The organism is Desulforamulus reducens MI-1 (assembly GCF_000016165.1).
Lineage (GTDB): Bacteria > Bacillota > Desulfotomaculia > Desulfotomaculales > Desulfotomaculaceae > Desulfotomaculum > Desulfotomaculum reducens.
The window spans coordinates 912,196-938,547 of sequence record NC_009253.1 but is presented as its reverse complement, the minus strand read 5'-3'; the positions used below and the strand labels follow the sequence as shown (position 1 = coordinate 938,547).

23 protein-coding genes are annotated in these 26,352 nt (G+C 38.0%); 10 read left to right on the top strand and 13 right to left on the bottom strand.

All coding sequences use genetic code 11. The features are described from left to right. Positions 1–94: 94 nt before the first annotated feature. Positions 95–1,213: an RNA-guided endonuclease InsQ/TnpB family protein gene (locus DRED_RS04735; protein ID WP_011877244.1), complete on the bottom strand. Its 1,119-nt coding sequence runs from the start codon at positions 1,211–1,213 to the stop codon at positions 95–97. A gap of 78 nt (positions 1,214–1,291) precedes the next feature. Here DRED_RS04735 and tnpA point away from each other — a divergent pair, with 78 nt between their 5' ends. After that, positions 1,292–1,693 carry an IS200/IS605 family transposase gene (gene tnpA, locus DRED_RS04730; protein WP_011877243.1) on the top strand — a complete coding sequence of 134 codons (402 nt, stop codon included), beginning with the start codon at positions 1,292–1,294 and terminating at the stop codon, positions 1,691–1,693. 1,133 nt (positions 1,694–2,826) lie between these two features. Here the strand turns inward: tnpA and DRED_RS04725 are convergent. Beyond that, a complete protein-coding gene (locus tag DRED_RS04725) occupies positions 2,827–3,057 on the bottom strand; it encodes a helix-turn-helix domain-containing protein (RefSeq protein WP_420794768.1) in 231 nt (76 codons plus the stop codon). A 129-nt stretch (positions 3,058–3,186) separates the two neighbouring features. Between DRED_RS04725 and DRED_RS04720 the strand changes: the two genes are divergently transcribed. Further along, the gene (locus DRED_RS04720) at positions 3,187–3,807 is read left to right on the top strand and encodes a helix-turn-helix domain-containing protein (RefSeq protein WP_011877241.1); all 621 of its coding nucleotides are present in this window, start codon (positions 3,187–3,189) and stop codon (positions 3,805–3,807) included. 486 nt (positions 3,808–4,293) lie between these two features. On the opposite strand, the gene DRED_RS04715 is transcribed toward DRED_RS04720, so the two are convergent. Beyond that, positions 4,294–5,748: an IS1380-like element ISDre2 family transposase gene (locus tag DRED_RS04715; RefSeq protein WP_011876859.1), complete on the bottom strand. Its 1,455-nt coding sequence runs from the start codon at positions 5,746–5,748 to the stop codon at positions 4,294–4,296. 467 nt (positions 5,749–6,215) lie between these two features. On the opposite strand from DRED_RS04715, the gene DRED_RS04710 reads away from it, so the two are divergent. From DRED_RS04710 to DRED_RS04685, 5 genes are all read left to right on the top strand, one after another. Beyond that, entirely contained in the window at positions 6,216–7,457 is a 1,242-nt protein-coding gene (locus tag DRED_RS04710; RefSeq protein ID WP_011877240.1) for an IS4 family transposase, read from the top strand. Positions 7,458–7,890: 433 nt separating this feature from the next. Further along, the gene (locus tag DRED_RS04705; RefSeq protein ID WP_011877239.1) at positions 7,891–8,712 is read left to right on the top strand and encodes a nuclease-related domain-containing protein; all 822 of its coding nucleotides are present in this window, start codon (positions 7,891–7,893) and stop codon (positions 8,710–8,712) included. Between the two features lie 207 nt (positions 8,713–8,919). Next, positions 8,920–10,695: an AAA family ATPase gene (locus DRED_RS04695; protein ID WP_011877238.1), complete on the top strand. Its 1,776-nt coding sequence runs from the start codon at positions 8,920–8,922 to the stop codon at positions 10,693–10,695. A 181-nt stretch (positions 10,696–10,876) separates the two neighbouring features. Continuing rightward, complete coding sequence (locus tag DRED_RS04690; RefSeq protein ID WP_011877237.1) at positions 10,877–12,394, top strand: site-specific DNA-methyltransferase; 1,518 nt, start codon at positions 10,877–10,879, stop codon at positions 12,392–12,394. A gap of 12 nt (positions 12,395–12,406) precedes the next feature. Next, on the top strand, positions 12,407–15,001 hold the full coding sequence (locus tag DRED_RS04685) for a DEAD/DEAH box helicase (RefSeq protein WP_011877236.1): 2,595 nt from the start codon (positions 12,407–12,409) through the stop codon (positions 14,999–15,001). Positions 15,002–15,673: 672 nt separating this feature from the next. On the opposite strand, the gene DRED_RS04680 is transcribed toward DRED_RS04685, so the two are convergent. The 5 genes from DRED_RS04680 to DRED_RS04660 form a co-directional block, all read right to left on the bottom strand. Next, positions 15,674–16,003, bottom strand: coding sequence for a tyrosine-type recombinase/integrase (locus tag DRED_RS04680; RefSeq protein ID WP_041274457.1), 330 nt, complete (start codon positions 16,001–16,003; stop codon positions 15,674–15,676). Next, positions 15,984–17,288 (bottom strand): ISL3 family transposase, encoded by a 1,305-nt coding sequence (locus DRED_RS04675; protein WP_011877235.1) that lies wholly within the window; start codon positions 17,286–17,288, stop codon positions 15,984–15,986. The genes DRED_RS04680 and DRED_RS04675 overlap by 20 nt, the downstream gene beginning before the upstream one ends. A gap of 34 nt (positions 17,289–17,322) precedes the next feature. Then, positions 17,323–18,294 (bottom strand): XcyI family restriction endonuclease, encoded by a 972-nt coding sequence (locus DRED_RS04670; RefSeq protein WP_011877234.1) that lies wholly within the window; start codon positions 18,292–18,294, stop codon positions 17,323–17,325. Next, positions 18,284–19,183 (bottom strand): DNA-methyltransferase, encoded by a 900-nt coding sequence (locus tag DRED_RS04665; protein WP_011877233.1) that lies wholly within the window; start codon positions 19,181–19,183, stop codon positions 18,284–18,286. Before DRED_RS04665 ends, DRED_RS04670 begins: the two co-directional genes overlap by 11 nt. A 123-nt stretch (positions 19,184–19,306) precedes the next feature. Continuing rightward, complete coding sequence (locus DRED_RS04660) at positions 19,307–19,939, bottom strand: tyrosine-type recombinase/integrase (protein WP_011877232.1); 633 nt, start codon at positions 19,937–19,939, stop codon at positions 19,307–19,309. Positions 19,940–20,106: 167 nt separating this feature from the next. Here DRED_RS04660 and DRED_RS04655 point away from each other — a divergent pair, with 167 nt between their 5' ends. Together DRED_RS04655 and DRED_RS04650 are read left to right on the top strand one after the other, a co-directional pair. Then, positions 20,107–21,348 carry an IS4-like element ISDre1 family transposase gene (locus DRED_RS04655; RefSeq protein WP_011877231.1) on the top strand — a complete coding sequence of 414 codons (1,242 nt, stop codon included), beginning with the start codon at positions 20,107–20,109 and terminating at the stop codon, positions 21,346–21,348. A 214-nt stretch (positions 21,349–21,562) separates the two neighbouring features. Then, positions 21,563–21,772: a hypothetical protein gene (locus DRED_RS04650; protein ID WP_198006930.1), complete on the top strand. Its 210-nt coding sequence runs from the start codon at positions 21,563–21,565 to the stop codon at positions 21,770–21,772. Positions 21,773–21,864: 92 nt separating this feature from the next. Here DRED_RS04650 and DRED_RS04645 read toward each other — a convergent pair whose 3' ends face one another. From DRED_RS04645 to DRED_RS04635, 3 genes are all read right to left on the bottom strand, one after another. After that, positions 21,865–22,272, bottom strand: coding sequence for a hypothetical protein (locus DRED_RS04645; protein ID WP_011877229.1), 408 nt, complete (start codon positions 22,270–22,272; stop codon positions 21,865–21,867). 783 nt (positions 22,273–23,055) lie between these two features. Then, complete coding sequence (locus DRED_RS04640) at positions 23,056–23,721, bottom strand: DUF6338 family protein (RefSeq protein ID WP_011877228.1); 666 nt, start codon at positions 23,719–23,721, stop codon at positions 23,056–23,058. Between the two features lie 3 nt (positions 23,722–23,724). Then, positions 23,725–23,871, bottom strand: coding sequence for a hypothetical protein (locus DRED_RS04635; protein WP_156779589.1), 147 nt, complete (start codon positions 23,869–23,871; stop codon positions 23,725–23,727). Positions 23,872–24,105: 234 nt separating this feature from the next. On the opposite strand from DRED_RS04635, the gene DRED_RS18600 reads away from it, so the two are divergent. After that, on the top strand, positions 24,106–24,249 hold the full coding sequence (locus tag DRED_RS18600; RefSeq protein ID WP_156779556.1) for a hypothetical protein: 144 nt from the start codon (positions 24,106–24,108) through the stop codon (positions 24,247–24,249). A gap of 14 nt (positions 24,250–24,263) precedes the next feature. Here the strand turns inward: DRED_RS18600 and DRED_RS04625 are convergent, their stop codons facing one another. Further along, the gene (locus DRED_RS04625) at positions 24,264–25,547 is read right to left on the bottom strand and encodes an IS110 family RNA-guided transposase (RefSeq protein ID WP_011876735.1); all 1,284 of its coding nucleotides are present in this window, start codon (positions 25,545–25,547) and stop codon (positions 24,264–24,266) included. A gap of 284 nt (positions 25,548–25,831) precedes the next feature. Then, a complete protein-coding gene (locus DRED_RS04620; RefSeq protein WP_011877227.1) occupies positions 25,832–26,347 on the bottom strand; it encodes a hypothetical protein in 516 nt (171 codons plus the stop codon). Positions 26,348–26,352 lie beyond the last annotated feature (5 nt).

The following is a 26,352-nucleotide window of genomic DNA, read 5'->3' as shown; positions in this document are numbered from 1 at the left end:
TCATTATTCCCCGGTTAGCCGTCTGCGAGTTTACGCCTGACGACAGCCATTTACGGCTGGGCTAGATTCACTGTAGCCCACTGCAGCTGACATATTAGCCAGCGACAGCAATATTCATACTTGCATTGAAATCTGCATTTGCTTGGTAGCCACAGGCTTTACACAGGAAAGTGGCCTGATTTGGTCGATTACCTTTTTCAGTATGACCACATATATGGCAACCTTGCGATGTATATTTCGGGCTTACTTGTACCACTTTTAACCCTTCGGCAATGGCTTTGTATTCTATGAAAGAACGTAATTGGTGAAAATTCCAGTTATGCAGTTTGCGGTTCATTTTATGTGAAAACTTAGCACGTTCTCTTATGTTGGACAAATCCTCCAACTGAATAACTGCATTACATTGTTTAGCAATATTAACGATCTGCCTGCTGATTTTGTGGTTTACGTCCTTCATGTACCGTTGTTCTTTATTGCCGATAGCTTTAATCTTCTTAATCAGTTTTTTCTTGCCAAGTTTACGCCGCAATTCTGCATAGTGGTCACGTTTTTGATTATGGCGTTTGCCGTTGAAAAATTTGATTATCTGTCCAGGCACGGCAAGGACAGCGAGATTAGTAATACCAAGGTCAATACCCATAACGGCTGTTGTAGCCTGTTCCGGCACGTCATATTTGTAGCTGATATTCAGGATATAGCAGTTCAAACGATAGCTAAAAGATAGTTCAGCTGTGCAAAATTTATATACACCAGAGGCAAGTCCGGCTAATATTTCACCCTGAAATCTTCCGTACTTTACAGGCAGCATAACTCGCTTTTGCCGGGTACTGACTGATACAAAGTAAGGGAAACAGGTTTCTGTTTTGTGCAGAGTAAATGTCCTGCTGTCAAACCTGACTACCGAATGTTTGAATACCGGCAGACTAGCTTTTTTACCCTTGTTTACTCTGGCTTTGTAGGACTTATATGCTTCCAGTGATTTGTCCCTGATGGTTTGAATTAATCCTGTAGGAAGGCCTGGGAACATACTTTTAACTTCGGTATATGTTTCATTGTGCAGAGCTTTCTTTGATTGAGTGTTTAAGGTTTCTAGTTTAGTAACGTAGTAACGCGATAAGTCTGCACTAATGTTAAGCAAGTCCTGTAATGCTTCCAGTTTGGTTTTTGTTAGGTCATGGAGTTTCACGGAAATGGTTTTGGTGACAGCTGGCATAGTATTTCTCCTATTAAGATTGCTCTATATGCTTTAGTATAATCTTATAGGCAATCTTTTGAAAGGAGAAATTATCCATTGAAAACAAATGCCACCAGCCATAGCAGATATAACATTAATTATCATCTTGTTTGGTGTCCTAAATACCGCCACCAAGTCCTTACAGACCAGATAGAAACCTATCTGAAAAAGCTGATTTACAATATCTGCGACCATTACAAGTACGAAGTCCTGACTATGGAAGTAATGCCGGATTACATTCACCTGTTTGTATCGGTTAAACCCTATGTCAGCCCAACAGAGGTGGTTAAGACCATCAAGAGCATTACTGCGGTTTGGATATTCAAGAAGTTCCCAAACCTTAAAAAGCGCAAATTCTGGGGGTCTGGACTATGGAGCAAAGGCTACTATGTGGGAACTGCTGGCCCGGTGTCTGCGGAAACTATTCAAAAGTATATCGAGAATCAGAAGTTGGTGTAATTGTATTTGTGAGGGGTATCGAACCCCTCACAAATACCGCGCTTACATTCTCGCCCGCAAGGGGCGAGGTTTTACGCGCGACATTATAAAATTATTATTTCTGCATATATGATTATTGACCACAAGCCGATAAGCACTTTTATAGAGATATTTTCTAGTAGGGAATAGTAATCCAATAATTTTGTGATAAACCATGGAGTGTTAAGTAAGATTACCGAAAATATTGTTAATGTTAATATGAATAAAAACAACAATCTTAATATATACAAAAACAAATGAATAATTATATCAAAAGTGCTTCGTTCCAATTTCAAGCACACCCTTTGAATTTACTGGACAGGTTCATAATTACCCCAAACGGTAGCCGGTTACAGTGCCACCGTTTCGTCCTTCCTGGACTCATCAGTGGGAGGGTTCTTTATAGAGGCTGACTGGCAATCAAGACAGATTTCATTATTTTTATATTTTGTTTAATCCGACCACAGTACAATTTCATTTTTCACCAACGTTTCACCAACGAAATTAACCTAAAGCCAACTTAGCTTGGTGGATCTTTGCTTGCCTGTATCAAAACATAAATTATTGCTATTAAGAAGAGACATAGAAAAACTACAATTATAGGATAATCCACAATAATCGAATTAACATTTTCAAATATACTTTCCATCTCCATAATATCCACCTTCTTTACCGAAAGGGGTTATAATATCTTGCTAGAAATTGATTTAAAAACATCTATTGCTATTAGTACATTTTTAATACCCTTAGTGAGCAGACTACTAAAACAATCTTTTTCAACTATAAATATGCTGCATGTAGCCTTTTCTCTATTCATTTTTGAAAGGGCTAGATTCCTGAGGGGTTTCTTGCCTAAAGGCCGGTGATTGCCGCATTAATCACTCCTGATGAAGAGAGTGTACATCTGATATGAGGAACCTGCCCAGGTAGGCTCAAAGCATAATTAACATATACCCAAGGTGTCCGGACTCGGTGTTTCCATTTAGAGCACCCCCTTAGACTAACCCCTACCTAGCGAACGACACGCTTTTACAGAATATTTAATTAATATATGGTAAAATTTGTAGGTACACCTACCCTTTTCTGAACAATAGCAAAGGGTCTGGTTTATTATGCTATTCTCCTGCCACTTTAACGGATGAGTCATCCTCAAAAAAAATATTTACACTAACATCAAGCTTATTTGCAATTTTTTTAAGGGTATGGATAGACCCACTGGTCTGACCCGTTTCGATCTTACAAATAAGAGAATTGGTTACCCCAACCATATGTGCCAGTTGGACTTGCGAGAGACCTTTTTTCTCTCTTAGATTTTTAATTTTATGACCTAATTGAATCAAAGTCACCACCTCAATATTATTTTATTGCATATAATTCAATATTTCAATAAAAATATTTATTTTAATTCAATAATTTTTAAAATTTCTTATTTAAGGTATAATTTACCTTGAATCAAATTCAAAAGAGGTTCTATAATGAATTATGGGAAACGGGTTACATTTTTTCGTGAAAAATTAGGAATTAGTAAAAGAAAATTAGCAAAAATGATAGGTGTAGATCCCTCATTAATAACAAAGATTGAAGCAAATAATACTAAGCCATCCTTAGATACTTTGGAGAGAATTTGCACTTCTTTGGGAATCGAGCTTGCAGATTTTTTTGCAGAAGAATGCAAACAATTAAGAGTAGTATCAGATGATTTAAAATCATTAATATATGATTTAAGAGATCTTCGTTCTTCTCAATTATTAGCTATAAAAAAAATTATTTCTGAATTTAGATTAGTCAATCAATCTATATCTAATACTTTAAGCAATGAGGTCTTGGACTTATTTAATTCAAAAGAAGCAATTACCATTGCTGGTAAGCCTATATCATTAGAAGAAAGAATTCAGATCCTAGAGGCTTTAAGAGATATCCTTTCCCAAGAAGAAACACCAACTAACGAAGATGACGAAGTTCTTGTAGCCAGCTACGAAGGTGACCAGTTATTTCATCTACCCACTCCAGAAGAGGCTGAAGACATTCAAAGGGCTATAAAAGCAGCGATGGAGCAAAAGAGAAAAGACCAAAGCAATAATAACCAGTCAGAATAAAGAAACTACTAACCTTACATATAAGGTTAGTAGTTTCTTCAATTATCAGACAATACGACATTGTTAGATAAAATTCGAGCATTAACCACCAGTCAGGTGGTTTTCTTAGTTTTTATCCTTTTTCAATTTTCTTACAGCACTGTATTTTTGTGTATAAAAGAGACTTTACATTGGACAGCAGATTAATCGCTTTATTGGCTCTAGTAAAAAATGAAGATATTTACATTTACTACTATCCATTTAAGGATAAAAACATAAACTTCAAATCGGAAAGTAACTTTCCGAGCCAAGTTAAAGCTCCAAAATAACCAATTTTTGGTTATACCGCTTGAGCTGCTATGTTGCCTGAATGCCTAATCACTCGGAAAGCGTTATCACTGCTGTATACTCCAATAAAAAGCTAGATTTTAGGGTGCAGTTAATAAGACCCATCTTTTTTGGATCAGTGATATCATATTTGATTAATTCGATTAGTCTCGAGTTTGTTTAACCTGAACTTACGGCAACCCATGCCTGTATGCAAAGGAATTCTTGTAATTTTTCCTTAGCATTCTTCAATGCCTTTTGCAACCAGGGATTAGGGGCTAACTTTATATGGCGGTAACGGTTGTTGCCTACAATGTTCCCAGGTACATTCAGTATTTTACGGCGGATAGTGGGCACTTCAGCACGGCTGTCTTTGCCATCCAATAAGGCCAAGCGAAACCAGTTGAGAAGGTTATACGATAATACTTTGAGCCACATAAAGGCTTTGTTTCGATCCATCTCTGCTTGGCTCATTTTTTCAAAGCCTAAGCCAACCTTGAGTTCATCAATTTTGTTTTCGATATTGCAACGCTTATTGTATTCGTGCCATACCTCCTCTGGGTTGTGCTCGTCACTAGAAGTAATTATCACCTGGTAGTCGAATGTCTTCAGGTCAAAGTTAAGTTGATCGCCGCATGCCTTAGGTTCTTGAGTTTCACGGATAAATACAAACCTGCGGGCTTTGGACCATTTAGGTAATGGAATGGTGATTTCTGCTGCAGCATAATGGTTGCTCAAAGACTGCCACTGGTTCTGGTCATCAAGGTATTTAATGACCTTTCTCATATTACTGGTGAGTTTAGCCTTACAAATATACTCGATGCCCTGTTCTTCCAGGTAGGCAAAGTTATCCTCATCAAAGAAACCTTTATCTATGCGGATACCTTTTACGAGGATATTCTGGGCAGCTAAGATCTCTAATGTCTCTTTAAGGAATTCCATAAATTGGCCATTGCTGGCGACGTTCCCACTATATAACCCGGCATTGACTAGTTCGCAAGTTCCAGAGATAAATGCTACCTTTACCTTGTAGGAAGGCCTCCCGTGGTACCGAGGATTGTAACCGACTTTTGATCCTTCCTGTTTCCCAAAAACAGTGAGGACACTGTCATCAATATCTAGCCAGACTTCACGGGGTTGATCGGATTTGGCCTTTAAGGACAGCATTTCCTGATTCACCAGAGGCAATTGGTTTAATGCCTCCTGCTCACAGATAAGAGATAGAAAGTTCCGCAAAGTGCTTTCGTCAGGCACTTGTGTTACTTCTTTAATTTTCTGGTATCCAGGGTCAGTTTGCAGAGCATTCATATGAGAAAACCGTAATAATCCCAAGGAAAGGGCATCAATGATTGTATCTAACAACCCTGTATCAGAGTATTTACAGTTATGATGTCGCTTAAGGGAAACCCCTTTAAGCATACCCTTGAAATCAATGGCTTGCTTAAACGCCTCTAGTATGCCAAAATTTCCATAAGCAGTTACAGAAGTATTGTCAAAGCTAATCGGAAGATCACTTTTGCTAGTCAGGCGTTGAAGAGAATGTAATTTCTTCTGATATTTACGTTCCAAATCACGTCGTTGTTGACGGGTCAAAGTTTCAAGTTGATTTGTGGTAATAAATTGTGATACCATCATTTCAGAGGGTCACCATCCTTTTGGAATGTTTTGTTTGGACGCTAAACAATTCCGTAGAAGGGGCGGTGTACCCTCTTTTTCTGTCAAATTTTTTACAACAAAAAATGGTTATTAGACCTTGATGTTATTGGGTTTTTAAACTTTACTTTCCGTATCTAAGATAAATGGTCTTTATAAAAAAAAGGGGATGAGAGCTTTATTATTTTAAACATTGAGCTTAAATCAGACCCTGTTAAACTTCTCTGTACCTTAGCAGAAGAAATCGGCCACCATTTTACTAGTGCTAAATCTAATATTTTGTTTAAAAACAGACCTGAAAGCACTCTGTCTCACTAGTGTTGCATAAAAAAATTTTTGTTTTGTCAAGTATAATGGAATATTTTGTCTACGAATAAATAAAAAATCTCCTTATAATTGAGATATAATAGGTAGTCCTGTCCATAATCTCAAAAATAAGGAGAACACGCATGGACAAGGATACCAGTAAATCCACATATAATCAACTATTTCAAGCAATTTATAATGAAAAATTTTTAAGCAATGTCAAAGAATCAGAAGTTGATGCTTACACGAAGAAGTTAACCGTTGTCAAACTAATTCAAATGATTTCCTATGCACAGTTAGAGCAACTTAAAGGTCTACGCCATATCAGTAACAGCTTGAACAATGATAATTTTAGATCAGCAGTAGGTTTAGATTCAATTAGTGCTTCACAGTTATCCCGTAAATTAAGAGAGTTATCTCCTGAATTAATTCAGTCTCTGTTTTCTGATATAGTCCATCAGTTTGGAACCCAAATCGGTTTTAAATCCATAAGGCATGAATTAGGTCGTATTTATCTGATAGACTCTTCAACCATAAGCCTTTGTCTTTCCCGATATAGATGGGCAGAGTTCAGAAAAACCAAAAGCGGAGTTAAATTACACCTCCGTATCCAACTGTTTGAACAAGGGGTTCTACCAGACAAAGCAATAATTAAACCGGCCAAACCTGCTGACAAAACACAAATGGATGCCTTGGTTGTAGAAGAAGATGCCCTAAACGTTTTTGACCGTGGCTACCTGGATTACAAGAAATTCGACAAATATTGTAATAACGGTACCAGATTTGTTAGTCGTCTAAAGAGTAATGCAATAGTTGAAACATTAGAGGAATTTCCAACAAACCCAGATAGCTTAATCAAAAAAGACCAAAAGGTAATCTTAGGCAAAGACGGCATAACCAAGATGCAATACCCCTTGCGGCTAATAGAAACAGAGGATACCGAAGGTAAGCCTGTAATTATCATTACCAATGACTATGAGTTAAGTGCCGAGGAAATAAGCTATATATATCGCTACCGCTGGCAAATCGAATTATTCTTTAAGTGGATCAAACAACATCTCTGTGTAAAACACTTCTATGGTCTAAGCCAGCAGGCTGTGGAAAACCAATTACTGATAGCGCTGATTACCTACTGTTTAATGATATTGCTTAAAATGAAAACCGGTTACGAGGGTCCGTTACTAAAAATTAAGATGTTGCTTAGCACATGCCTTTACATAGAATTCTCTGAGTTTGTACGAAAACTCCAGCTCAAGTCAGGCCAAAGTTCAAGAGGACGACGGTGTATAGACCATGAAAAAGTCTACAACATTACGTTAGTACAGGTACTACAAGGTGAGGCAGAACACCTGGATGATCTAACTTACGACCCGATAATAGCTTAGGAATTACATGATCTGAAAAATGTGGATAAAGGACTACCTCTTAAGTGGTTGTTCCTTTAGCACAAAGAGAAATAAGGTAATTGGTGTATACAACCAAATTATTACAAAATAATACAATGCAATTTTCCATTTATTGACTTTTGATTTATACATTAGTTTTTATGCAACGCTAGTGACTCTGTCTGATTTAATAAATTTGAGTATTGATGAACTGAGAGCCAAGCTTTGGGCGGTAAAATTTCTAATTTCAGACAGGGAATTTAAAAAATTGTGCGGAGCAGGTTTTATAGATAAACAACTTGCAAAATATTTTCAAGTAACTAAAGAATTCATAAAACTGAAACATCTCTGTTGTTCACTTAAGTGAACGCCTTCAACCATCAATAGGAGTTAATTTTTTATCTTTAATATTAAATAATAATGGAGGAATTAAATGTTTAAAAAGTATATAAGCAATTCATACTTGAAAAAGTTTTCTTTTTTAACAATTCTATGGTTAGCCCTTACGGCCTCAGGTGTGGTATTACTTTTTTATGGAGCAATTTCTATTCTTTCATTCTTATTCTCTAGTAACCATTCCTTACTAGAATTAATTGTAACTAGTTCCTTAGCATTTATAGGATTACCTCTTGGTTGGTTTCATTTTCATATAGCAAAACACCTTAAAAAATACATTTCTACTCAAAAGAAAGGGTGGGAAGGAGAACAGTTATTCTATAAACTAGATTCATTAAATATAAAACATAAAAGACTTACGGATCTTGATTTAATCACACCAGATGGTGAAAAATCACAAATTGATGCATTAATCATTCTCCCAAAGGTAGTTATCTGTGTTGAAATTAAAAACCGGGCTTCTTATTATGTTGATAAAGATGGAAAATGGTACTCACTTAAATTTAAGAAATGGGTAAACACAAGGAGTCCAATCGCCCAGAATGAATATCATTGCAAATTCATTAAAAGTTTATTATATAATAATGGTTTTTCTACAGATGTTTGGTCCTTAGTGGTACTTACGGATCCAAGAGGAGAGTATCGTTTAGAAAACCTAAAAGTACCACATAAAACTAAGCTAATTACCCTTGATGAAGTAGGAAAGACAATTTATGAAATATCGTCATCATCTAAAGTAGATACCTTCTTAAATTTAGATTCTATTGAAAACACTATCCTAAAGTATCAGGAGCCATTTGATTTTGAAAAAACCATTAAGAAAGAACTAGGGTATTTTATAAAATATCTAATTGAGTAAATGATTTGGTTACACCATGTTATTTTTTCAGTTAATTTCCTGGTACCAGATAAAGAATTTAAAGAATTGATAAATAATTATCAGTTAACAAACAAAGAGCTGGCTAATTATTTCTTAGTTACAGAGGAGTTCAAGAACTCAAATGGCAGTTGCTTTAAGAAGCTGTTTTCACTTAAGTGAACGTTAACAGTTTACGGAGGTTAAATAATGAAACTATCAAAAGTAGAGATTAAAAATTTCAGAAGGGTAGAACATGCTGAAATAAACCTTAGCCCTGCATCATTTATCATTGGGCCAAATAATTACGGGAAAAGCTCAATTTTACGCGCTATCGATGCATTACTCTCATTAAAGGAAGATGTTATTAAGCCGGATGATTTTAGACTCCTCCCTGATGGCAACAGGTGCCAAACAATAGAAATATGCGGCTGGTTTAGTGATATTGACCCAGAAACTGCCAATAGCCGAGGATTTAAAGGTAGAGTAATTAACGGCCAATTTTTTTATAAAAAGACGTATACCCTTTCAAATACAACAAAACCAGTCATAGAAACCTTTTTATATCCTTATCAAATAGTAGAACCATTTGACAAAGTTAAAACCTACACAGATCTCCTAGGGGTTGGCTTAACCGAGGAACAAATCCAAGAATCACTAGGAGTAAAAAAAGTAGAAAACAAAAAATTACCCAATGAATGGGAATTTAAAATTGAAGGAGCAATTGAATGGGATATGGAAGCAGAACCACAACTGTTCAAAAATCCTGGCGGGGCACCCTCAAACGTGAATTCAAAACTACCGAGATTATTGTATATTCCTTCTTACGCCAATTCTGATGACGTAGGAAAAGCCGATAGCAACAAAACTCTTCTAGGTGAGTGCCTTGGTTATATTTTTGAGGATATACTCGCAGATAACCAGCTCGCTAAAGATATTCAAGAAAACCTTAATGAACTTCAGAAGCAAATGTCTCCAGATACAGATGAATCACTTATTAAAGTTCTTTGCTCTGAAGTTAATAATATAATTGGAGACGTTTTCCCTAACTGTGGCATTCATATAAATCCTTCTTTACAGGGCCTAACGGAGATACTTAAACCAAAATACTCTGTAGAAATGTATTCAAATGTTAACACTGATGCCACTAGACAAGGTACTGGTCTCATAAGAACGGCAATCTTCTCAATGCTTAAATATCATGCAAAATTGAAAGCAAAAAAAGAGACTAGGACAAAGCCCTTAATTATTGCCTTTGAAGAGCCAGAAATTTACCTTCACCCATCAGCTGCTAACATGTTGCGAGACACAATTTATAGCCTTGGTCTGTCAAACCAAATAATTAGTACAACCCATTCTCCATGGATGATTGATCTTTCAAAGGAATGGCAAAGCCTTACAAAGGTTTATTTAAACAAAAATGGCTTCATGTCAACCATTAATTATGGCGTTTCGGAAGCCCTCAAGAATCTAGAAGAAGATGAAAAGCAACATGTAAAAATGATAAAAACATTTGACGATGAACTTTCCAGGGTATTCTTTGCGGAGAAATGCCTAATTGTAGAGGGTGACTCTGAACAAATAGCAATTAAGAATACTCTTAATCTCTTGCCAGAAGATGTCCAGAAGGAAATTAAATCTACCTTTCAAATTACAAAGGCAAGGGGTAAAGCCGCCATTATTTCTCTAGTTAAATACCTTCAGGCTCTCTCAATTAACCCAATTGTAATGCATGATTTAGATAGCCAAACAGAAGGTGCGGCAAAAATGAATAAACATATTGAAGCAGCTGTTGGAGATACATCCAGGGTATTCCCACTCCAGGACTGTTTAGAGGATTGTTTGAATTACAAAGTACCAACATCGGACAAACCCTACAGGGCATTTGTAGAAACTTCTAAATGGGCTTCGTGGGATGACGTACCCCCTGTTTGGGCCGCTATTATCAGAAGCATATTTGAAATTAATGCTCTTGAGGTTAGTTAATTGGCAACCCTATTCACTTAAATAAACAAGTCCCCTCCAGAATCAACTAGCCAGGATAGGATTAACCTACCTGACTAGTTTTACGTAGAAATTCACTGTTAAATACAAATTACGTTAGAACTTATTTCTCATCTAAATAACTATGACCATACTCTACTGTAAGGTGATTGGAGGAATTTTAATGCCAATATTACATTGGCTTGATCGTGACAAAACATTAACGATTGCTAATAAAATACCCTTTAGACTGTTGGAGGAGGATCAGCAATACAGCTACGGAGATAATACACCAAATATGATAATTCAAGGGGACAACTTAGAGGCTCTCAAGGCCTTGTTACCCTATTTTGCAGGTCAAGTTAAGTGTATATACATTGACCCGCCGTATAACATAGGAGCAGCCTTTGAACATTATGACGACAACCTCGAACACTCACAATGGTTACAACTGATATACCCCCGGTTGGAATTGCTAAGAGAATTTTTAAGTCAAGACGGCAGTATCTGGGTGTCTATTGACGATAGCGAAGCCGCATATTTAAAGGTTATTATGGATGAAATTTTTGGTCGAAAGAGATTTATTGCGTGTAATGTTTGGCAAAAACGTTATTCCCGTGAAAATCGAGAGGCTATTGGCGATGTTCATGAATATATTTTTACTTATGCAAAGAATCCAGATTTATTCAAAAAAACAAGGAACATGGTTCCGATTACTGAAAAGCAAGCAAAGGTGTACAGGAATCCAAATAATGATCCATTAGGGCGTTGGAGACCAGTTCCAATGACTGCACAGGAAGGCCATGCAACTCCAGAACAATACTATGAGGTAATTACACCAACAGGAAAAGTACATAAGCCACCAAAAGGACGATGCTGGGGAATTTCAAAAGCTACCTATGAAGACTTGCTTGCAAAAGGCCGCATTTATTTTGGGAAAACTGGAAATAGCCAGCCTAACATCATAAGATACATCTGGCAAGTGCCTGGTGTAGCCCCCTGGACATGGTGGCCTTCGGAAGAAGTTGGTCATACAGATGAGGCAAAAAAAGAGATTCATGCACTTTTTGGTAAGATCAAGGCCTTTGACACACCAAAGCCTGAACGACTTATTCAAAGAATAATTCACATCGCAACAAACCCTGGGGATCTTATAATGGATTCATTTTTAGGATCTGGAACTACTGCAGCTGTTGCTCACAAAATGGGGCGGCGATATATTGGCGTGGAAATGGGAGAACAAGCAGTCACGCACGTAGTACCTCGACTCCAAAAAGTAGTAGAGGGAGAACAAGGGGGTATTTCTAATCCTGTAGATTGGCAAGGTGGTGGCGGTTTCCGTTTTTACCGCCTCGGTGAGCCAGTCTTTGACAGTGATGGCCATTTGAACTCTTCTGTTAAGTTCCAGGCCCTTGCCGCCCATATATGGTTCACTGAAACTAAAATACCTTATCAAGGGCAGGCTGATTTACCACTTCTAGGAATTCATAATAATGTAGCTTATTATCTTCTATACAACGGCATACTTGGAGATAAACGTCCCAATGGTGGTAACGTACTAACTAACAAACTTTTAGCTATTCTACCTCCCTATGATGGTGAGAAAGTTATATTTGGTGAAGCTACACGTTTAGGTGAAGCTCGCCTACGTGAATTAGGGATTACATTTAAGCAAACACCCTACGATTTAAAGATGCGTTAGGAGTAGATATAAATGCTTAAGTTAAAAAACTATCAAAGTCGTACTTTAACTAAACTCACTGAATTTCTTGAAAAATCTTGGATATTTTCTCCACAACAAGTATTTGAAGAAGTACAGGATGCACCCGGATTTTTTCCAAAATATCACAGTTTACCGGAGTTAGAAAATATTCCATATGTTTGTTTGAGACTTCCTACAGGGGGTGGGAAAACTCTTTTATCTTCATATATTATTGGTGTTGTCGCTAATGCCTACATGGAGATAGACTTTCCAATCGTACTTTGGCTTACACCAACTGACATTATTCGTAGACAGACTCTGGAGACGCTTAAAAATCCTCAGCATCCGAACCGAGAAGCATTGGACAGTCAATTCGGCGGGCTGGTTAGGATATTTGACATATCAGAATTCCCCCAACTTCGGCAACAAGATATTGGGGGAGCTGTTTGTATATTTGTTGCGACTTTCGCTGCATTTAGGGTAAACTCTACCGGTGGTCGTAAAGTATATGCTCACCACGAGGAGTTAGAACCTCACTTTAAGTGTATACCGTCACGCAGCCCTCACCTTGAATTAAATGACCAGGGAGAGATAAAATACTCTTTTGCTAACCTTCTTGCCTACCATAACCCTTTGGTTATCGTGGATGAGGCTCACAATCATACTAGCAAATTAAGTATAGAGGTTCTACAACGTATTCGACCGGCTGCCATAGTTGAACTCACCGCTACACCGGCTAATAATTCCAACGTCCTTTTTAAGGTTAGTGCATCAGAACTAAAAGCTGAGGATATGATTAAGCTGCCTGTGCGGCTAATTGAGCATAAATCCTGGGAAGATGCTGTCACTAATGCTATTCAAACCCGAGAAAGATTGGATGAGTTAGCTAAAAACGAAGAGCAGTATATTAGGCCCATAGTCTTATTTCAGGCAGAGAATAAGGATAAAGACGTGACCGTCGACGTTATCTTAAAATACCTAACTGAAGATGAAAATATTCCCCGCGAGGCTATTGCAGTTGCTACTGGTGAACAGCGAGAATTAGACGGAATTGACTTATTTGATCCGGATTGTACTGTAAAATACGTTATAACCATACAAGCATTAAAAGAGGGTTGGGACTGTTCTTTTGCCTACGTTTTCTGCTCAACAGCTAGGGTACAGTCTGCAAAAGACGCTGAACAGCTTTTAGGCCGAGTCCTCCGAATGCCTTATGCTAAACGCAGGAAGCAAGATGACCTAAACCGAGCCTATGCTCACGTTTCTGTTACTACCTGGTCTGAGGCAGTTAGTCAGATTAGAGATAATATGATTAGCATGGGCTTTGAAGATGTAGAAGCTGAGAATAACATTCAATATGAGCAAATCAAATTACTTGAACCAGAAGAAAAACCTGCGGTTTTTTGTGAGGAAGTTGTAGTCTATTCTTCTTTTGCGCCTGAAATTACCTCATTGAATTTCGCATTACAAGCTGATACAGATATCGAAAAGACTGACAATGGCTATAAGGTAACATTTCTTTGCACCAGCCAGAATGACTTGCGAGAGCTTGAAAGTAAAGCTTCCATCATGTTCACTTCTTCTGTGGATCAACAGCAACTGGTTAAAGAGGTAACAACCAAACAGGGTTATACACGTCCACCCTCCCCTGCAGAGAAAGGGGAAAAGTTAATAGTCCCACAACTCTGTCTTAATTTCGGAGATGGAGAATTTGGGGTAGCTGAACGTGAATCCTTCTTACCAGATGGTTGGAACATACTGGACTTTCCTACCAACTTGGATAACTTTCAACCTGTAGAGGATGGGCACGCTTTTGAAATAGATATCAAGGGCACAAAGATTTATGAGAGAGTGTTAGAAGGACAAGAGGCGCTAAGTTTGGGAATAGCTACTCACTGGACAGAGGCTCAGCTTGTAGGATGGTTAGATAGAAAACTTCGTCAGCCTGATATTCCTTACACATCTCTAGTCGAGTTCATCCGGCGTCATGTTCGGTATCTCCAGGAATTTAAAAAAGTGAACCTCCCTGATTTGGTTCGGCTAAGATTTGTACTGGAAAAACTCCTAAAACAAAAAATTTCCAACTGTCGTGAAAAGTCTTACGAGCAAGGGGTACAAAACGTTTTATTTGATACCCCTGAAGTAGCCTATGTTTCTTCTGATGTTTCAGTGGTATTCCAAGAAGGTCAATATCCTGTTAATTCTTTTTATAGGGGTAGCTTTAGATTTCTAAAACATTTTTTCCCTGTGATTAGTACAATGAATAATGAAGAAATAGAGTGCGCGAAGGCTCTGGAAATGAACAAAAAGGTTAAGACCTGGGTACGAAATCTCGAACGCCAACCTCAATCTTCCTTTTGGTTGCCTACATCAACAGATAAATTTTATCCGGATTTTGTTGCACAACTGTTCGACGGCCGCATTCTAGTTGTTGAATATAAGGGCGAGCAGCTTGCAACTAATAAAGATACCCAGGAAAAGGACATGATAGGCCAACTCTGGGCAAAACAAAGTGGTGGAAATTGCCTTTTTTTAATGGCAACAAAAAATGATACTGATGGTAAGGATTTATATACCCAGATTAATAAAATAATTGAAGTAAATTAATAGTATTTACCTTACTTCAATTTTACTCAAAAGTTAAACGTTAGTGCTCGGAGGAAGAATGAACCTGGGCTTTTCATACAAGATGAAGGATACCCATCTTAGCCTTTCATAGCAAGCAAGGTGTAGTAATCGAACCTGAACTATCCTTGGTCCTAAGAAACACGGGCATTCTCCATGTCAAGGGCAGTTAGGGTATTGAGGGTACCACCACAATCTATGAATTTAATGCATTATTAATTATTTCAAAATCACACTGTTTTCTTAGCTTCCATCGGCATTATATAACGGTCAAACCGGGTGACTTTCTAATCGGAATGGTGGCTTTAATAACCCGGAGTAAAATGAGCCATTGCTCTCTCATTCTGAAACAGTGGCTAAATTTACTCCGGGTTATTCACTTAATTATTGTAAAATGGGGAGTACCCATTTGGGACGTAGCAATTCCCGCAGATGGTACAATGACGTAGTTTGTGAAGAAAACAGAAAACCGGATGGTGGTAGTTCACCGTCAACTAAATAAAAGGTTCCTTGGACTATAAGTATTTATCGTTTATAACTCCCGTTCACTTAAGTGAACATTCCCCCTGGAAACAGATTCAGGGGAAATGTTATTATTGGTAAAGGATTACTCAATTAATTCAATAATATCCGTAAGCATATTTTTTACATAGATTATCTTTTTTCTGATATTGTTTGAACGGCTTTCCTTAAGTCATTTTCTCCCGGCTGGGTATACCTCCGAGTAGTTTCAAGGCTCTCATGACCGGCGAGATAGGCAATATGTTCAAGCCTGACTCCTTGATCTGCGAGACTCTTACAAAATGTATGCCTTAGCGTATGGGGGGAAACATCCTCAAGTCCTGCACCTTTTGCATATTTAGTAACCATATGCCTTATCGTCCTGTCAGACATCCGGGTATTTCTTTCACTTAAAAATAGGGGTTCATTTTTACGGCTATCCGGATTAGTGTGTTGATGGCACCTAGATTTTTCCTTTTTCAATAAAATCAACCAATGTTGTTATGGGTACTCCGGTATCCCAGTTCTGGTAATCTATGGTTGTTTCTGCAATAACCATCCTGCTCATAATAGGTTCCCGGTTCTGTCTCCGGTACAAGGGCCTCTTAGACTTGGATAGCCCTTCGGTGAACAGGATCTTAGCCCGTAAAGCTTCAAAGGAATACCCTCTACCCAGGCGGTTCATAACCCGGATTAGCCCATTCAGGGCCTCAGTGTAGGCGTTGGTAATGGGGTGGTTGAAGTAGTTAAAGACCTCATGGTGCCAGTTAGTTAGGGCTTTTATTAATGGTTCAAAGGCAAAGCAAATCTCATCAGTAACCTTAGAAAGCCAGGCGTTGTAACGTTCAATAGCTTCAGCCTGGTTCTTACTTTCATACACTTGGAAAAACTCTTCTTTCAACTCGTAGGCTTTGCCAAGATCCGGGAGGTTCTTAGTCCATGATTCGAGTTTGAGAAATTCGGCCTCTTTCAGCTCGTGCCTGCGTTTCAGCAAGACAAACCTATCGTGCATTAGGGTACGGCGTTGCTTGGGTGTCATGTTTGCCCTTATGTCTTTCCTAACTGTTTCCACGCCCTGGTTAGCCATGCGGAGGACGTGAAATTTGTCCACGATTATTTTAGCCTGGGGCAAGACCAACTTAACTGCATCCCGGTACGGCTGCCACATATCCATGCTGACATACTTAACCCTATCCCTGTCCGGTAGCTCCATGAGGTACTTAATCACTGTCTCTTTGTTCCGGTTTTGCAGAATATTGATTATTGTTCTGTCCTTGACGTTACAGACCACGCAGCGAGGGTGGATGATGTGGATTTCATCTATCCCCAGGTACTCCGGGGTGGCAAACCTTACGGTTTTCTCCAGGTGAGTAACGTAATCACGGAAGATGTTACGAACTGTCTTTTCATCCAGGCCCACGTCCTCGGATATGCTGGCGAATGTACGCTTTAAGGACTGCTTCTGGACATATTCAATTAACCTGGTGGTGGCCAGACGTTTTTCGTCCATGTCTGGTAATATCTCTAGGAACGTCTTATTGCACTCTTTACACCGGTACCGCCTACGGTTAACTAGGATACCCACACGCTTGCCGTGGATCGGCAAGTCCATGAATAGTTGTTCTTTCTTACCGTATCCGACAAAGTCCCTATTATAACAATTAGGGCAGATAATGGGCGGTGAGGCCATTTCTGCCCTAATGCTGTAATCGTGTTCTGTTTGTTCTACATGTAATACTTTGAAGTGAGGTAAATTGAGTATATCCATCGTATATCAATCTTTCTTGTTAATAGTGGAAATGCTAATCAGATATGCCCGCAAGAGCAATAATGTTTTCTTTAAAATCTTCATATTCCGCATTGTTCTTATCTACAAGATAGGATATATGATAGAATTTATCGGTAGTCGGTGATTCTTTGGCTGCTAATTCTAAATCAATATTAAAACCAATTAAAGTCCAGCACTCAGTATAGTATGCTAGCCTAGCCTTTTGGTGACTTTTCTCTGCTTCACCTAAACGATTGTGGGCATTTGCTAAATCTGTTCCACCTTTAATTTCAATAGCAATCCAGTTTTTAAACTTTCCCGATTTTAATTTCTCTCTAATAATAATGTCCGGGTCAGAAGAAAACTCAATGGTTGTTTCTCTTCCTGCGGCATTGCTTAGCACAATCTTTGTATCTGTTGATTCTTTGATTGCCGGACTAACTATTTCTCTAATGATTTCAAAAACCATCTTAGTTGCTGCAATGCCAAGGTCATTATTTCTACCACCTCTAAGTTGAGGACCTAATGTTAATAATGTTAGGTCTCTAAATAAACTAGATGATATTGATACCTTTTCAATCGAGTTTAATAACAGTGAAGCACTTTTATTAAACGCTATTACTAGATCTTCAATTAAAGGTTGTTGAGCTTTAGATATTTTTCCTGTAGATTCCATACTTTTAAAAACCCCGAATCCTAAGCCCCTATCTCCTGTATAAAAAGACTTTTGGGGGAAACCTAACAACAATCTATAATAACCAATTAATTTGGGATTAAGTTCCAGTACGTATGGAACAACGAACATAACTTCTCCTCTTGTCCCGTATCTTGCTAGTAGTTGTAAGTCACTATTTTTAACATATTTCCTTAGTTCCTCATCCAGCCTGCCTATATCTGCTTTTTCAACGGTTTTGTACAGAGCCTCCTGAAGAGTAGTCTTTTTTAATTCTTCCATTCGTTGATAGAAACTAATTTGGGTGTCTGGAAGGGGTGTTCTAAAGTTCATTGCATTTTCTTCCTTCTTCCTCAGCATATTCAGTGTTAATAATCCGTTGAGTAGCCATCTCTATATATTCCTGGCTAATTTCAATACCTATATATCTACGACTTAATTCGTTACACACTACCCCTACTGTTCCCGAACCAAAGAAGGGGTCTAAGACAAAATCATTGACCTTACTTCCAGCTTTAATACAAGGCACTATCAATTCTGGAGGGAATGTCGCAAAGTGGGCATCCTTAAAGCCTTGTGTATTAACATTCCAAACCGTTCTTTTATTTCTTAACTCACCAGTTTCGCTAGGTTCTTTTATTGATTGATAATCGTAATAATAATGCTTTGATTTACTCAAAAGGAATATATATTCATGGGATTTTGTTGGTCTGTCCTTAACGCTCTCGGGCATACAATTGGGTTTATTCCAAATAATATCTGACCTTAAAAACCATCCATCGACTTGAAGTGCAAAAGCAACCCTCCAAGGAACACCAATAAGGTCTTTTGGTTTTAAACCCTCTGGAGTATCAGGCCGATAGTTCATTGCCCTAACATTTGTTTTAGTATCGGTCTTTTTATCAGGGGCACGGTATTTCCTATTACCACTGGTGTAGGAATCGCCAATATTTAGCCATAACGTCCCGTCTTTTTTAAGAACTCTTCTTACTTCTCTGAAAATAGATGCAAGATTATTTATATAATCATCTAAATTGTTCTCCGCGCCAATTTGGTTTGGAATGCCATAATCCCTGAGACCCCAATAAGGAGGTGAAGTAACCACGCATTGGATGGTATTGTCAGGAATTAACTTTAATACTTCTAATGCATTCCCATGAATAATAGTAGATTCCTTAATTTTCAATGCTTTTTCTAGCTCAATAGATTTTAAAATTTTCATGACTATCCCTCAAATACAAAAAGGTATTTAAATAAATTTTACCAGTAAATATTTTGCAAATCAACACAAAAATCCTGTTTTAAATAGTTTTTACATCTACTTAAGACAGGACTTATCAACACACTAATCCGGATAGCCATTTTTACTAGGATCTTCCCGATATTTAAACCAATCTTCAAGGCTTTCAACAGTGTCGCTATTCAAAGGCGCTATCCTAAATTTACTGCCCTTGCCACCACGAACAGTAACATTCTCTCTGCGTTTTTCAATGCAAATATCAGCAATGTTAAGGTCGGATACCTCCTGGACCCTTAAACCGGCTCCGGCCATCAGCCTGCATATTGCCATATCTCTATTTTTTCTTTTTGTGTTTTTTTCTTGCTCTATAGCGTGAAAAAATTTAGCAGATTCTTGTTTAGTAAGCCATTTGGGAGCTGCATACTGTTTCATCGTTCTTTTCATTTTCACTTTTATAGTGGGGTTATAAATTACTAACCCAGTTTCAGTTGCATATTTGTAAAAAGTCTTTAGCGAAGCAAGTATTTTATTTATATATGCAGGCTCATACTTCTTTACCTTGTCCAAAAAAGCAATAAATTCATGTATATGAAGTGTAGTTATCTTACTTGGCTCAAATCTGTCACCTTCTGTATCTTCAAACCAATTTATCAGTTTTTGTAGCTTTGCAGGGTATTCATTTACAGTCTTCTCGCTCTTGCCCTCATTTTTAAGCCATGCTATATAAGCATCTCTCATAATTTATCCTCGTCTTTACCTATTGCTTTTCACTAGTGTTGCATAAATAAATTTTTGTTTTGTCAAGTATTTTGGGATATTTTGTCTACGAATAAATGAAAAATCTCCTTATAATTGAGATATAACAGGTAGTCCTGTCCATAATCCCAAAAATAAGGAGACCACGCATGGACAAGAATACCAATAAATCCACATATAATCAACTATTTCAAACAATTTATAACGAAAAATTTTTAAGCAATGTCAAAGAATCAGAAGTCGATGCTTACGCTAAAAAGTTAACCGTTATCAAACTAATTCAAATGATTTCTTATGCACAGTTAGAGCAACTTAAAGGTCTCCGCCATATTAGTAACAGCTTAAATGATGATAATTTCAGCTCGGCAGTAGGTTTAGATTCAATTAGTGCTTCACAGTTATCCCGTAAATTGAGAGATTTATCTCCTGAATTAACTCAGTCTCTATTTTCTGATATAGTCCATCAGTTTGGTACTGAAATAGGTTTTAAATCAATAAGACAAGAATTAGGTCGCATTTATCTGATAGACTCTTCAACAATAAGCCTTTGTCTATCCCGATACCGCTGGGCAGAGTTCAGAAAAACCAAAAGTGGAGTTAAATTACACCTCCGTATCCAGCTGCTTGAGCAAGGGGTTCTACCAGACAAAGCCATAATTAAACCAGCTAAGTCTGCTGACAAAACACAAATGGATGCCTTGGTTGTAGAAAAAGATGCCCTAAACGTCTTTGATCGTGGCTACTTGGATTACAAGAGGTTTGACAATTATTCTAATAATGGTACCAGATTCGTTAGCCGTTTAAAGAGTAACGCAATAGTTGAAACACTAGAAGAATTTCCAACAAACCAAGATAGCTTAATCAAGAAAGACCATAAAGTAATCCTAGGCAAAGACGGTACAACCAAAATGCAGAACCCCTTGAGACTAATAGAAACAGAAGATACCGAGGGTAAGCCTGTAATTATCATTACCAACGACTTTGAGTTAAGTGCCGAGGAAATAAGCGACATATACCGCTACCGCTGGCAGATAGAATTATTCTTTAAGTGGATCAAACAACATTTCTGTGTAAAACATTTCTATGGTTTAAGCCAGCAGGCTGTGGAAAACCAATTGATGATAGCACTGATTACCTACTGTTTAATGATGTTGCTTAAAAAGAAAACAGGTTACGAAGGCCCATTACTAAAAATTCAAATGTTGCTTCATACATGCCTTTATGTAGACTTCACCAAGTTTGTACGAAAGCTCCACCACAAGTCAGGCCAAAGTTCAAGAGGACGACGGTGTATAGACCATGAAAAAGTCTACAACATTACGTTAGTACAGGTACTACAAGGTGAGGCAGAACACCTGGATGATCTAACTTACGACCCGATAATAGCTTAGGAATTACATGATCTGAAAAATGTGGATAAAGGACTACCTCTTAAGTGGTTGTTCCTTTAGCACAAAGAGAAATAAGGTAATTGGTGTATACAACCAAATTATTACAAAATAATACAATGCAATTTTCCATTTATTTACTTTTGATTTATACATTAGTTTTTATGCAACGCTAGTGAATTTTAATAAAAAAAATCGTCATGCCTTACATATTGAAATGAATTCAGGTAATCGCTATATTTTAACATCTAAGGATGCAGATTTTCTAAACCGTGCCAGTACATTCATTGCTGAGACAATTAACCATTATGGCTTAGAGGGACAAGGAGATCATTATTACATTGACTTTAGTAATCATGTTATAAAAAATGAAAGTGGTGTTGTAAACACTGGCTATATTGGCGGAGAGATATCCAATGAAAAATAACTACATTATTAATGGCAATGGAGTTGTCAACACTGGTCATATATGTGGATCAGTAATTAATGCTTCATCTAATTTAATTGACTGGATAGGTCTTACCCAAAATCGTTCTTGCTGCTTTTGGAGTAATGGGGCCAGATACACTCAAAAGCTTCCTTATCCTTATATACGATTTCTGCTGTCTCTCCGAAAGTGCTGACTACTTTAATAAGACGTATGGCCCGGGTATAGGAGCAGTCGCCGATTTGGGTTTCTTCCTTCTCATAAGTGTAGGTAATGCTGTTTCCGGCAAAGCTTTTTACGCTTGTCAGGCTGCTTTCCACCATATTTTTTACATTGCTCTGGTAGGAGGCTACAACACTAACCTGAAGGTCATCCTGAGAATCCATAGACGCTAAGAACAGAGGAAAGGCTACTGCACCTTTGTACAAATTAGTGGTTTTCATAACGTTGTTCTCTTGGGAACTGCCTTGCTGGGCTAAACGAAACGGGTCAGAGTTCAAATGATCTCATCCTTTCTTATCTCGTTTATGGTAACTAGCAAAAGAATACCTAGGTTGTTATTCGAATCCTCTATCCCCACAAATTAACAAATTTTGCAATATTGACTTATGGCAGAACATTACCATTAATAGATAATTGAAGCAATGGGTTACATTTGTTACATTTTGTCCCAAAATGTCTATAGCAATAGGAATATATTTGGTTTCTATAATCTTTAGAAAGACCTGCAATTTACATAGTCTTACTTTTCTATGCACTCTAAATTCATTGTTTAAAGACGCATCCGCTGACTTCCGATTGTATAATCTTGTCGTGCAAAGTTTGCATATACATTACAGTCGATTAGCTTTACCGAACACAAGAAGGATGTGGTTAGATTGAATCACCTTAAACTCTTTGAATAATATCTGTTGGAAAATGGCAAAGGACGGCGGACGATTTTACAGGGGAATGAAAATAATCTGAACCATATATAAAATGAAATTCTAAGAAAAACGGTGAATAAGAATATTCGACTCTAAAATTAAGGGGTCAGCCCGGTTGTTCACTTAAGTGAACATGACTTTAACTAAAATTAATATGGCACCAGCAGATAAATGCCAGTGCCATAATATAATATCAACCGTATATTTTAATCTTTCTTTTGACTGCTTGGCCGTGTGTTATCCGGCGCAGATTCCAGAGTTTTTACATAGGTATCAAGAATCTTTTTTTCCCTGTTTTTGTCTTTATCGCTCACTAGAACACCACCTTAAAGGAAGTGTCTCCTTGGTGAGAAAAAATTATTCCTGATCCTTTGGAATAGTTGTTATTTCAACGACTTCGTACTGATCCACCTTAAGCACTACCCCAGCATTCTCCGGAAGCGATAGAACAACGTTCCTTTTGTGATCCAGGTACGATACCTTGGTTAGGTAAATCTCCCGGGGATCTTGTTCAACAGCAACCTTTTCTACACTACCCTCAATAAATCCATCGATTAGCCCATCCTGACCTTCAACTTTTGTCTTTGCCACAATCCAAAAATATGCATCCTTTTGCCAGTATTCCTCAACAAGAAGGGCGGCAAAAATATTAGGCGGTTCGGCTGCCTCACCGAATTTTCGGAAGAAGTTTTTTAACTTATTGCTGGTATATATTTTTTCATACAATACTCCCCAGCCACAGCTTGCAACAACCATAACCGACACTGTTATAAGCGGAGCCCAACGGTTCATGGTAACCAATTTACTTATAGACTCTATGTTTACAATATTTACCCCTAAAATCAGTACGACAAAAGGATAAACCAAAACATAGATTAGCATGCTGTGAAGAATTGCATTATATATATTCTTCTCCTGCTTGTGTTTGGTGGAAACCATGGAGTTAAAGACACTTTGGCTAAGTAGGCCCGGGAGAACCAGCAATAGGATGAGATAAATTGTATCCGGTTTTAATGTTTGCATATATTATCTCATTCCGTACGATAATGCCTTACTCTTGTCGTTCTTATTTTTTGAACTTCTTAAAATCAAGCTGGGACGGGTATGATTAGGGGCAGGTTCAATCTTTTTAACGTAAGTGTCAATAATTTTTTTATCTTCTACTTTTGCCATAAAGATTACCTCCCTCAATAAAATAAATTTTTCTTTCATTTACTCACTCATTCTTACAATTTCAAGCACATACAAACAAGGTTCAAAGGAATAATTTTAAATAAATTACATTATATGGTTGGTGGGGGTGTAGCCAATCAAAGGCTACGCCTAATTTTACAGATTATGGTTGCACAATGGATCTCCACATGTACCCTTGTGGTTTACCCTCCCACGTCTCACGGGGTCCAATATATGGCCCTTACATTCCTTCGTTCTACCTCTCAAGGGGTGGAGGCCAGGTATGCTCCTTTGCTGGGTCATGCCCGTATGGAAATATTAGTTCCCGGCTTCTCCGTGCTTCGTTTGTCTATCCAATTCATTGTGAATAAGTGTTAATATTTAATAGCCTTTTAAGCAGCTTCCTGTAATTGCTCTTGGCGTACAACGCCTAATACTTGCTCCGCGTCATATGGAGTTTGTTTACTGCCTATGGTGAACAAAATACGAATCAATTTTCCACAGAGGGCAACTATGGATTGCTTTTTCTTTAAGGGATTTCCATGCCTTGTTATTAAATATTGGTGGATGGCCTTAAACTCTCGGTTTTTTGCAACCATGACTAACACAGTCTTAAATAACAAGGCCCGCAGCCGGGGGCGCCCCCGTTTACTGATTCGTGATTGTCCCTTGTGTTTACCAGAACTGTTCTCTTTTAGGTTTAGGCCCGCCAACTTTATGATTTGTTGCCCATGTTCATATCCTTTTAAGTCGCCTACTTCTGCAAGAAATCCGGCTACTGTAACCAAACCGACTCCTGGAATGGTCATCATTTCTGTGCTTCCAGGTATTTGTTGCAGTAACTCTTGAACTGCTTCCATCAGGATTTCCATCTGTTTGCACAGGATGTCATATTGTTCAAGTAGCATCCTTATTTCATGACGGGCAAACTCTATCCCTGTGGATAGTCCGATGGATTCTCTAGCAACCTGCATTAGTTTGTTAGCTCTTTTTATACCAACTGCCCGTTTAATCTCAGTTTTCCACAGGGTTACAATTGCCTCTGTGCCTGTTTTGATGACTTCCCGGGGGAGTGGACAAGTATTTAATATCATCAAGGATGCTTTGCCTTCCCAATCTTTGAAAACACTTGTGTACTCGGGGAAGTACCGGTCAAGCCAGTTGTGGATTCTACCTTTTACTCGGTTAAGGTCTTGATTAAGACGGTCCCTTTGAACCATTCCCACCCGCAGTTCCGCATAGACACCTGTGGGTAAGTTGGGTTCTGAGTAACGGCCATCTTTTACTAATTGGGCAATTACCCTTGCATCTTTGATGTCGTTCTTTGTGGGCGAGTTATCATCTAATTCCTTGCTTCTCTTAACATGCAACGGATTTACAACTACAACTGGTACACCTTCTTTGCGCAAAAACTCAGCCATTGGTAACCAGTAGTGTCCTGTGGGTTCGATACCTACCAGAGCATGATCCTTACCGTGCTCTACCATCAAGGTTCTAATCCAATGCATCAGCTTGGTTAAGCCCGCCCTAGTGTTGTCAAAGACCAAGCGTTTCCCCAACTCGATACCCCTAAAATCCTGGGCACGTGCCACGTGTTTAGATTTGGCAATATCGGCTCCAATAATTAAAGTTGATTCAGTGAGTTGCTCAATTCTTTGTTTTTGTTTATAATTCATTTTGAAGTACCTCCTGTGTGATTAAATTAGGGGTCGGTCGCCTAGATAGCTCGACACCCAGTATATTACAGGAGGTGCTTTTCTTTTACAAAGACCATTTTATTTCCTTACAGGAATGCTCCTTTTAATGTACTTGTCCCCTAACTAGAGTGTACCATATTTTGGTTAACTAGCTAGCTATTCAGAATATTTTTCTCCCCGATTATCTCAAATATTATCTAGTCATTGGGCTCCAAGAGTTGTTAGAGTATAGCCTGCCTGGTAAAATCAGACCAGGTAGTATTCTAGATCTTTAAAAGTTTCGATAAGAAATCTTCAACATCCTTTTGGTGATAAAAAGGATTCTGTTTCCTAAACTCAATAGGTAACCCAATCGCCAAATAACCTTCTGGAGTATTTGCAGGTTTATAGAAAAGTATTCTACCATTTTTTATTCGTTTTTCTATCCCTTTAACCCAAGAGCTAAGGAAAATATTACTCTCATTGCTTTCTGCAGCATTATAGACACACTCTCGACCGTATAAAAAGATTTTTGGTGGTATGGCAAACCCTAGATTTAATTCGAAAGAACTTGAGTACATGTAAGCATCGCTATTTACAATGACATGGGCCTGCCCATTCCTATTAGCCTCAGTTATAATACCAGCCCTCACTAGTGCTACCAGTAGTTTAGTGCCAGGCAGAACACCCCATACCTCTGCATAATCCTTCAATGTGTTTATCCGGTCGGGAACACTCTCTAAAACTGTCTTTCCAAGAATTAAGTTATTACTTTCTATTCTTAAGGTTGTTTTTCGCATATGAG

Bases quoted from the DNA above. Each gene is read 5' to 3' on its own strand.
- DRED_RS04735 (WP_011877244.1), bottom strand. From the start codon at position 1,213: ATGCCAGCTGTCACCAAAACCATTTCCGTGAAACTCCATGACCTAACA.
- DRED_RS04720 (WP_011877241.1), top strand. From the start codon at position 3,187: ATGAATTATGGGAAACGGGTTACATTTTTTCGTGAAAAATTAGGAATT.
- DRED_RS04715 (WP_011876859.1), bottom strand. From the start codon at position 5,748: ATGATGGTATCACAATTTATTACCACAAATCAACTTGAAACTTTGACC.
- DRED_RS04710 (WP_011877240.1), top strand. From the start codon at position 6,216: ATGGACAAGGATACCAGTAAATCCACATATAATCAACTATTTCAAGCA.
- DRED_RS04705 (WP_011877239.1), top strand. From the start codon at position 7,891: ATGTTTAAAAAGTATATAAGCAATTCATACTTGAAAAAGTTTTCTTTT.
- DRED_RS04695 (WP_011877238.1), top strand. From the start codon at position 8,920: ATGAAACTATCAAAAGTAGAGATTAAAAATTTCAGAAGGGTAGAACAT.
- DRED_RS04690 (WP_011877237.1), top strand. From the start codon at position 10,877: ATGCCAATATTACATTGGCTTGATCGTGACAAAACATTAACGATTGCT.
- DRED_RS04685 (WP_011877236.1), top strand. From the start codon at position 12,407: ATGCTTAAGTTAAAAAACTATCAAAGTCGTACTTTAACTAAACTCACT.
- DRED_RS04675 (WP_011877235.1), bottom strand. From the start codon at position 17,288: ATGGATATACTCAATTTACCTCACTTCAAAGTATTACATGTAGAACAA.
- DRED_RS04670 (WP_011877234.1), bottom strand. From the start codon at position 18,294: ATGAACTTTAGAACACCCCTTCCAGACACCCAAATTAGTTTCTATCAA.
- DRED_RS04665 (WP_011877233.1), bottom strand. From the start codon at position 19,183: ATGAAAATTTTAAAATCTATTGAGCTAGAAAAAGCATTGAAAATTAAG.
- DRED_RS04660 (WP_011877232.1), bottom strand. From the start codon at position 19,939: ATGAGAGATGCTTATATAGCATGGCTTAAAAATGAGGGCAAGAGCGAG.
- DRED_RS04655 (WP_011877231.1), top strand. From the start codon at position 20,107: ATGGACAAGAATACCAATAAATCCACATATAATCAACTATTTCAAACA.
- DRED_RS04650 (WP_198006930.1), top strand. From the start codon at position 21,563: ATGAATTCAGGTAATCGCTATATTTTAACATCTAAGGATGCAGATTTT.
- DRED_RS04640 (WP_011877228.1), bottom strand. From the start codon at position 23,721: ATGCAAACATTAAAACCGGATACAATTTATCTCATCCTATTGCTGGTT.
- DRED_RS04635 (WP_156779589.1), bottom strand. From the start codon at position 23,871: ATGGCAAAAGTAGAAGATAAAAAAATTATTGACACTTACGTTAAAAAG.
- DRED_RS18600 (WP_156779556.1), top strand. From the start codon at position 24,106: ATGGCCCTTACATTCCTTCGTTCTACCTCTCAAGGGGTGGAGGCCAGG.
- DRED_RS04625 (WP_011876735.1), bottom strand. From the start codon at position 25,547: ATGAATTATAAACAAAAACAAAGAATTGAGCAACTCACTGAATCAACT.
- DRED_RS04620 (WP_011877227.1), bottom strand. From the start codon at position 26,347: ATGCGAAAAACAACCTTAAGAATAGAAAGTAATAACTTAATTCTTGGA.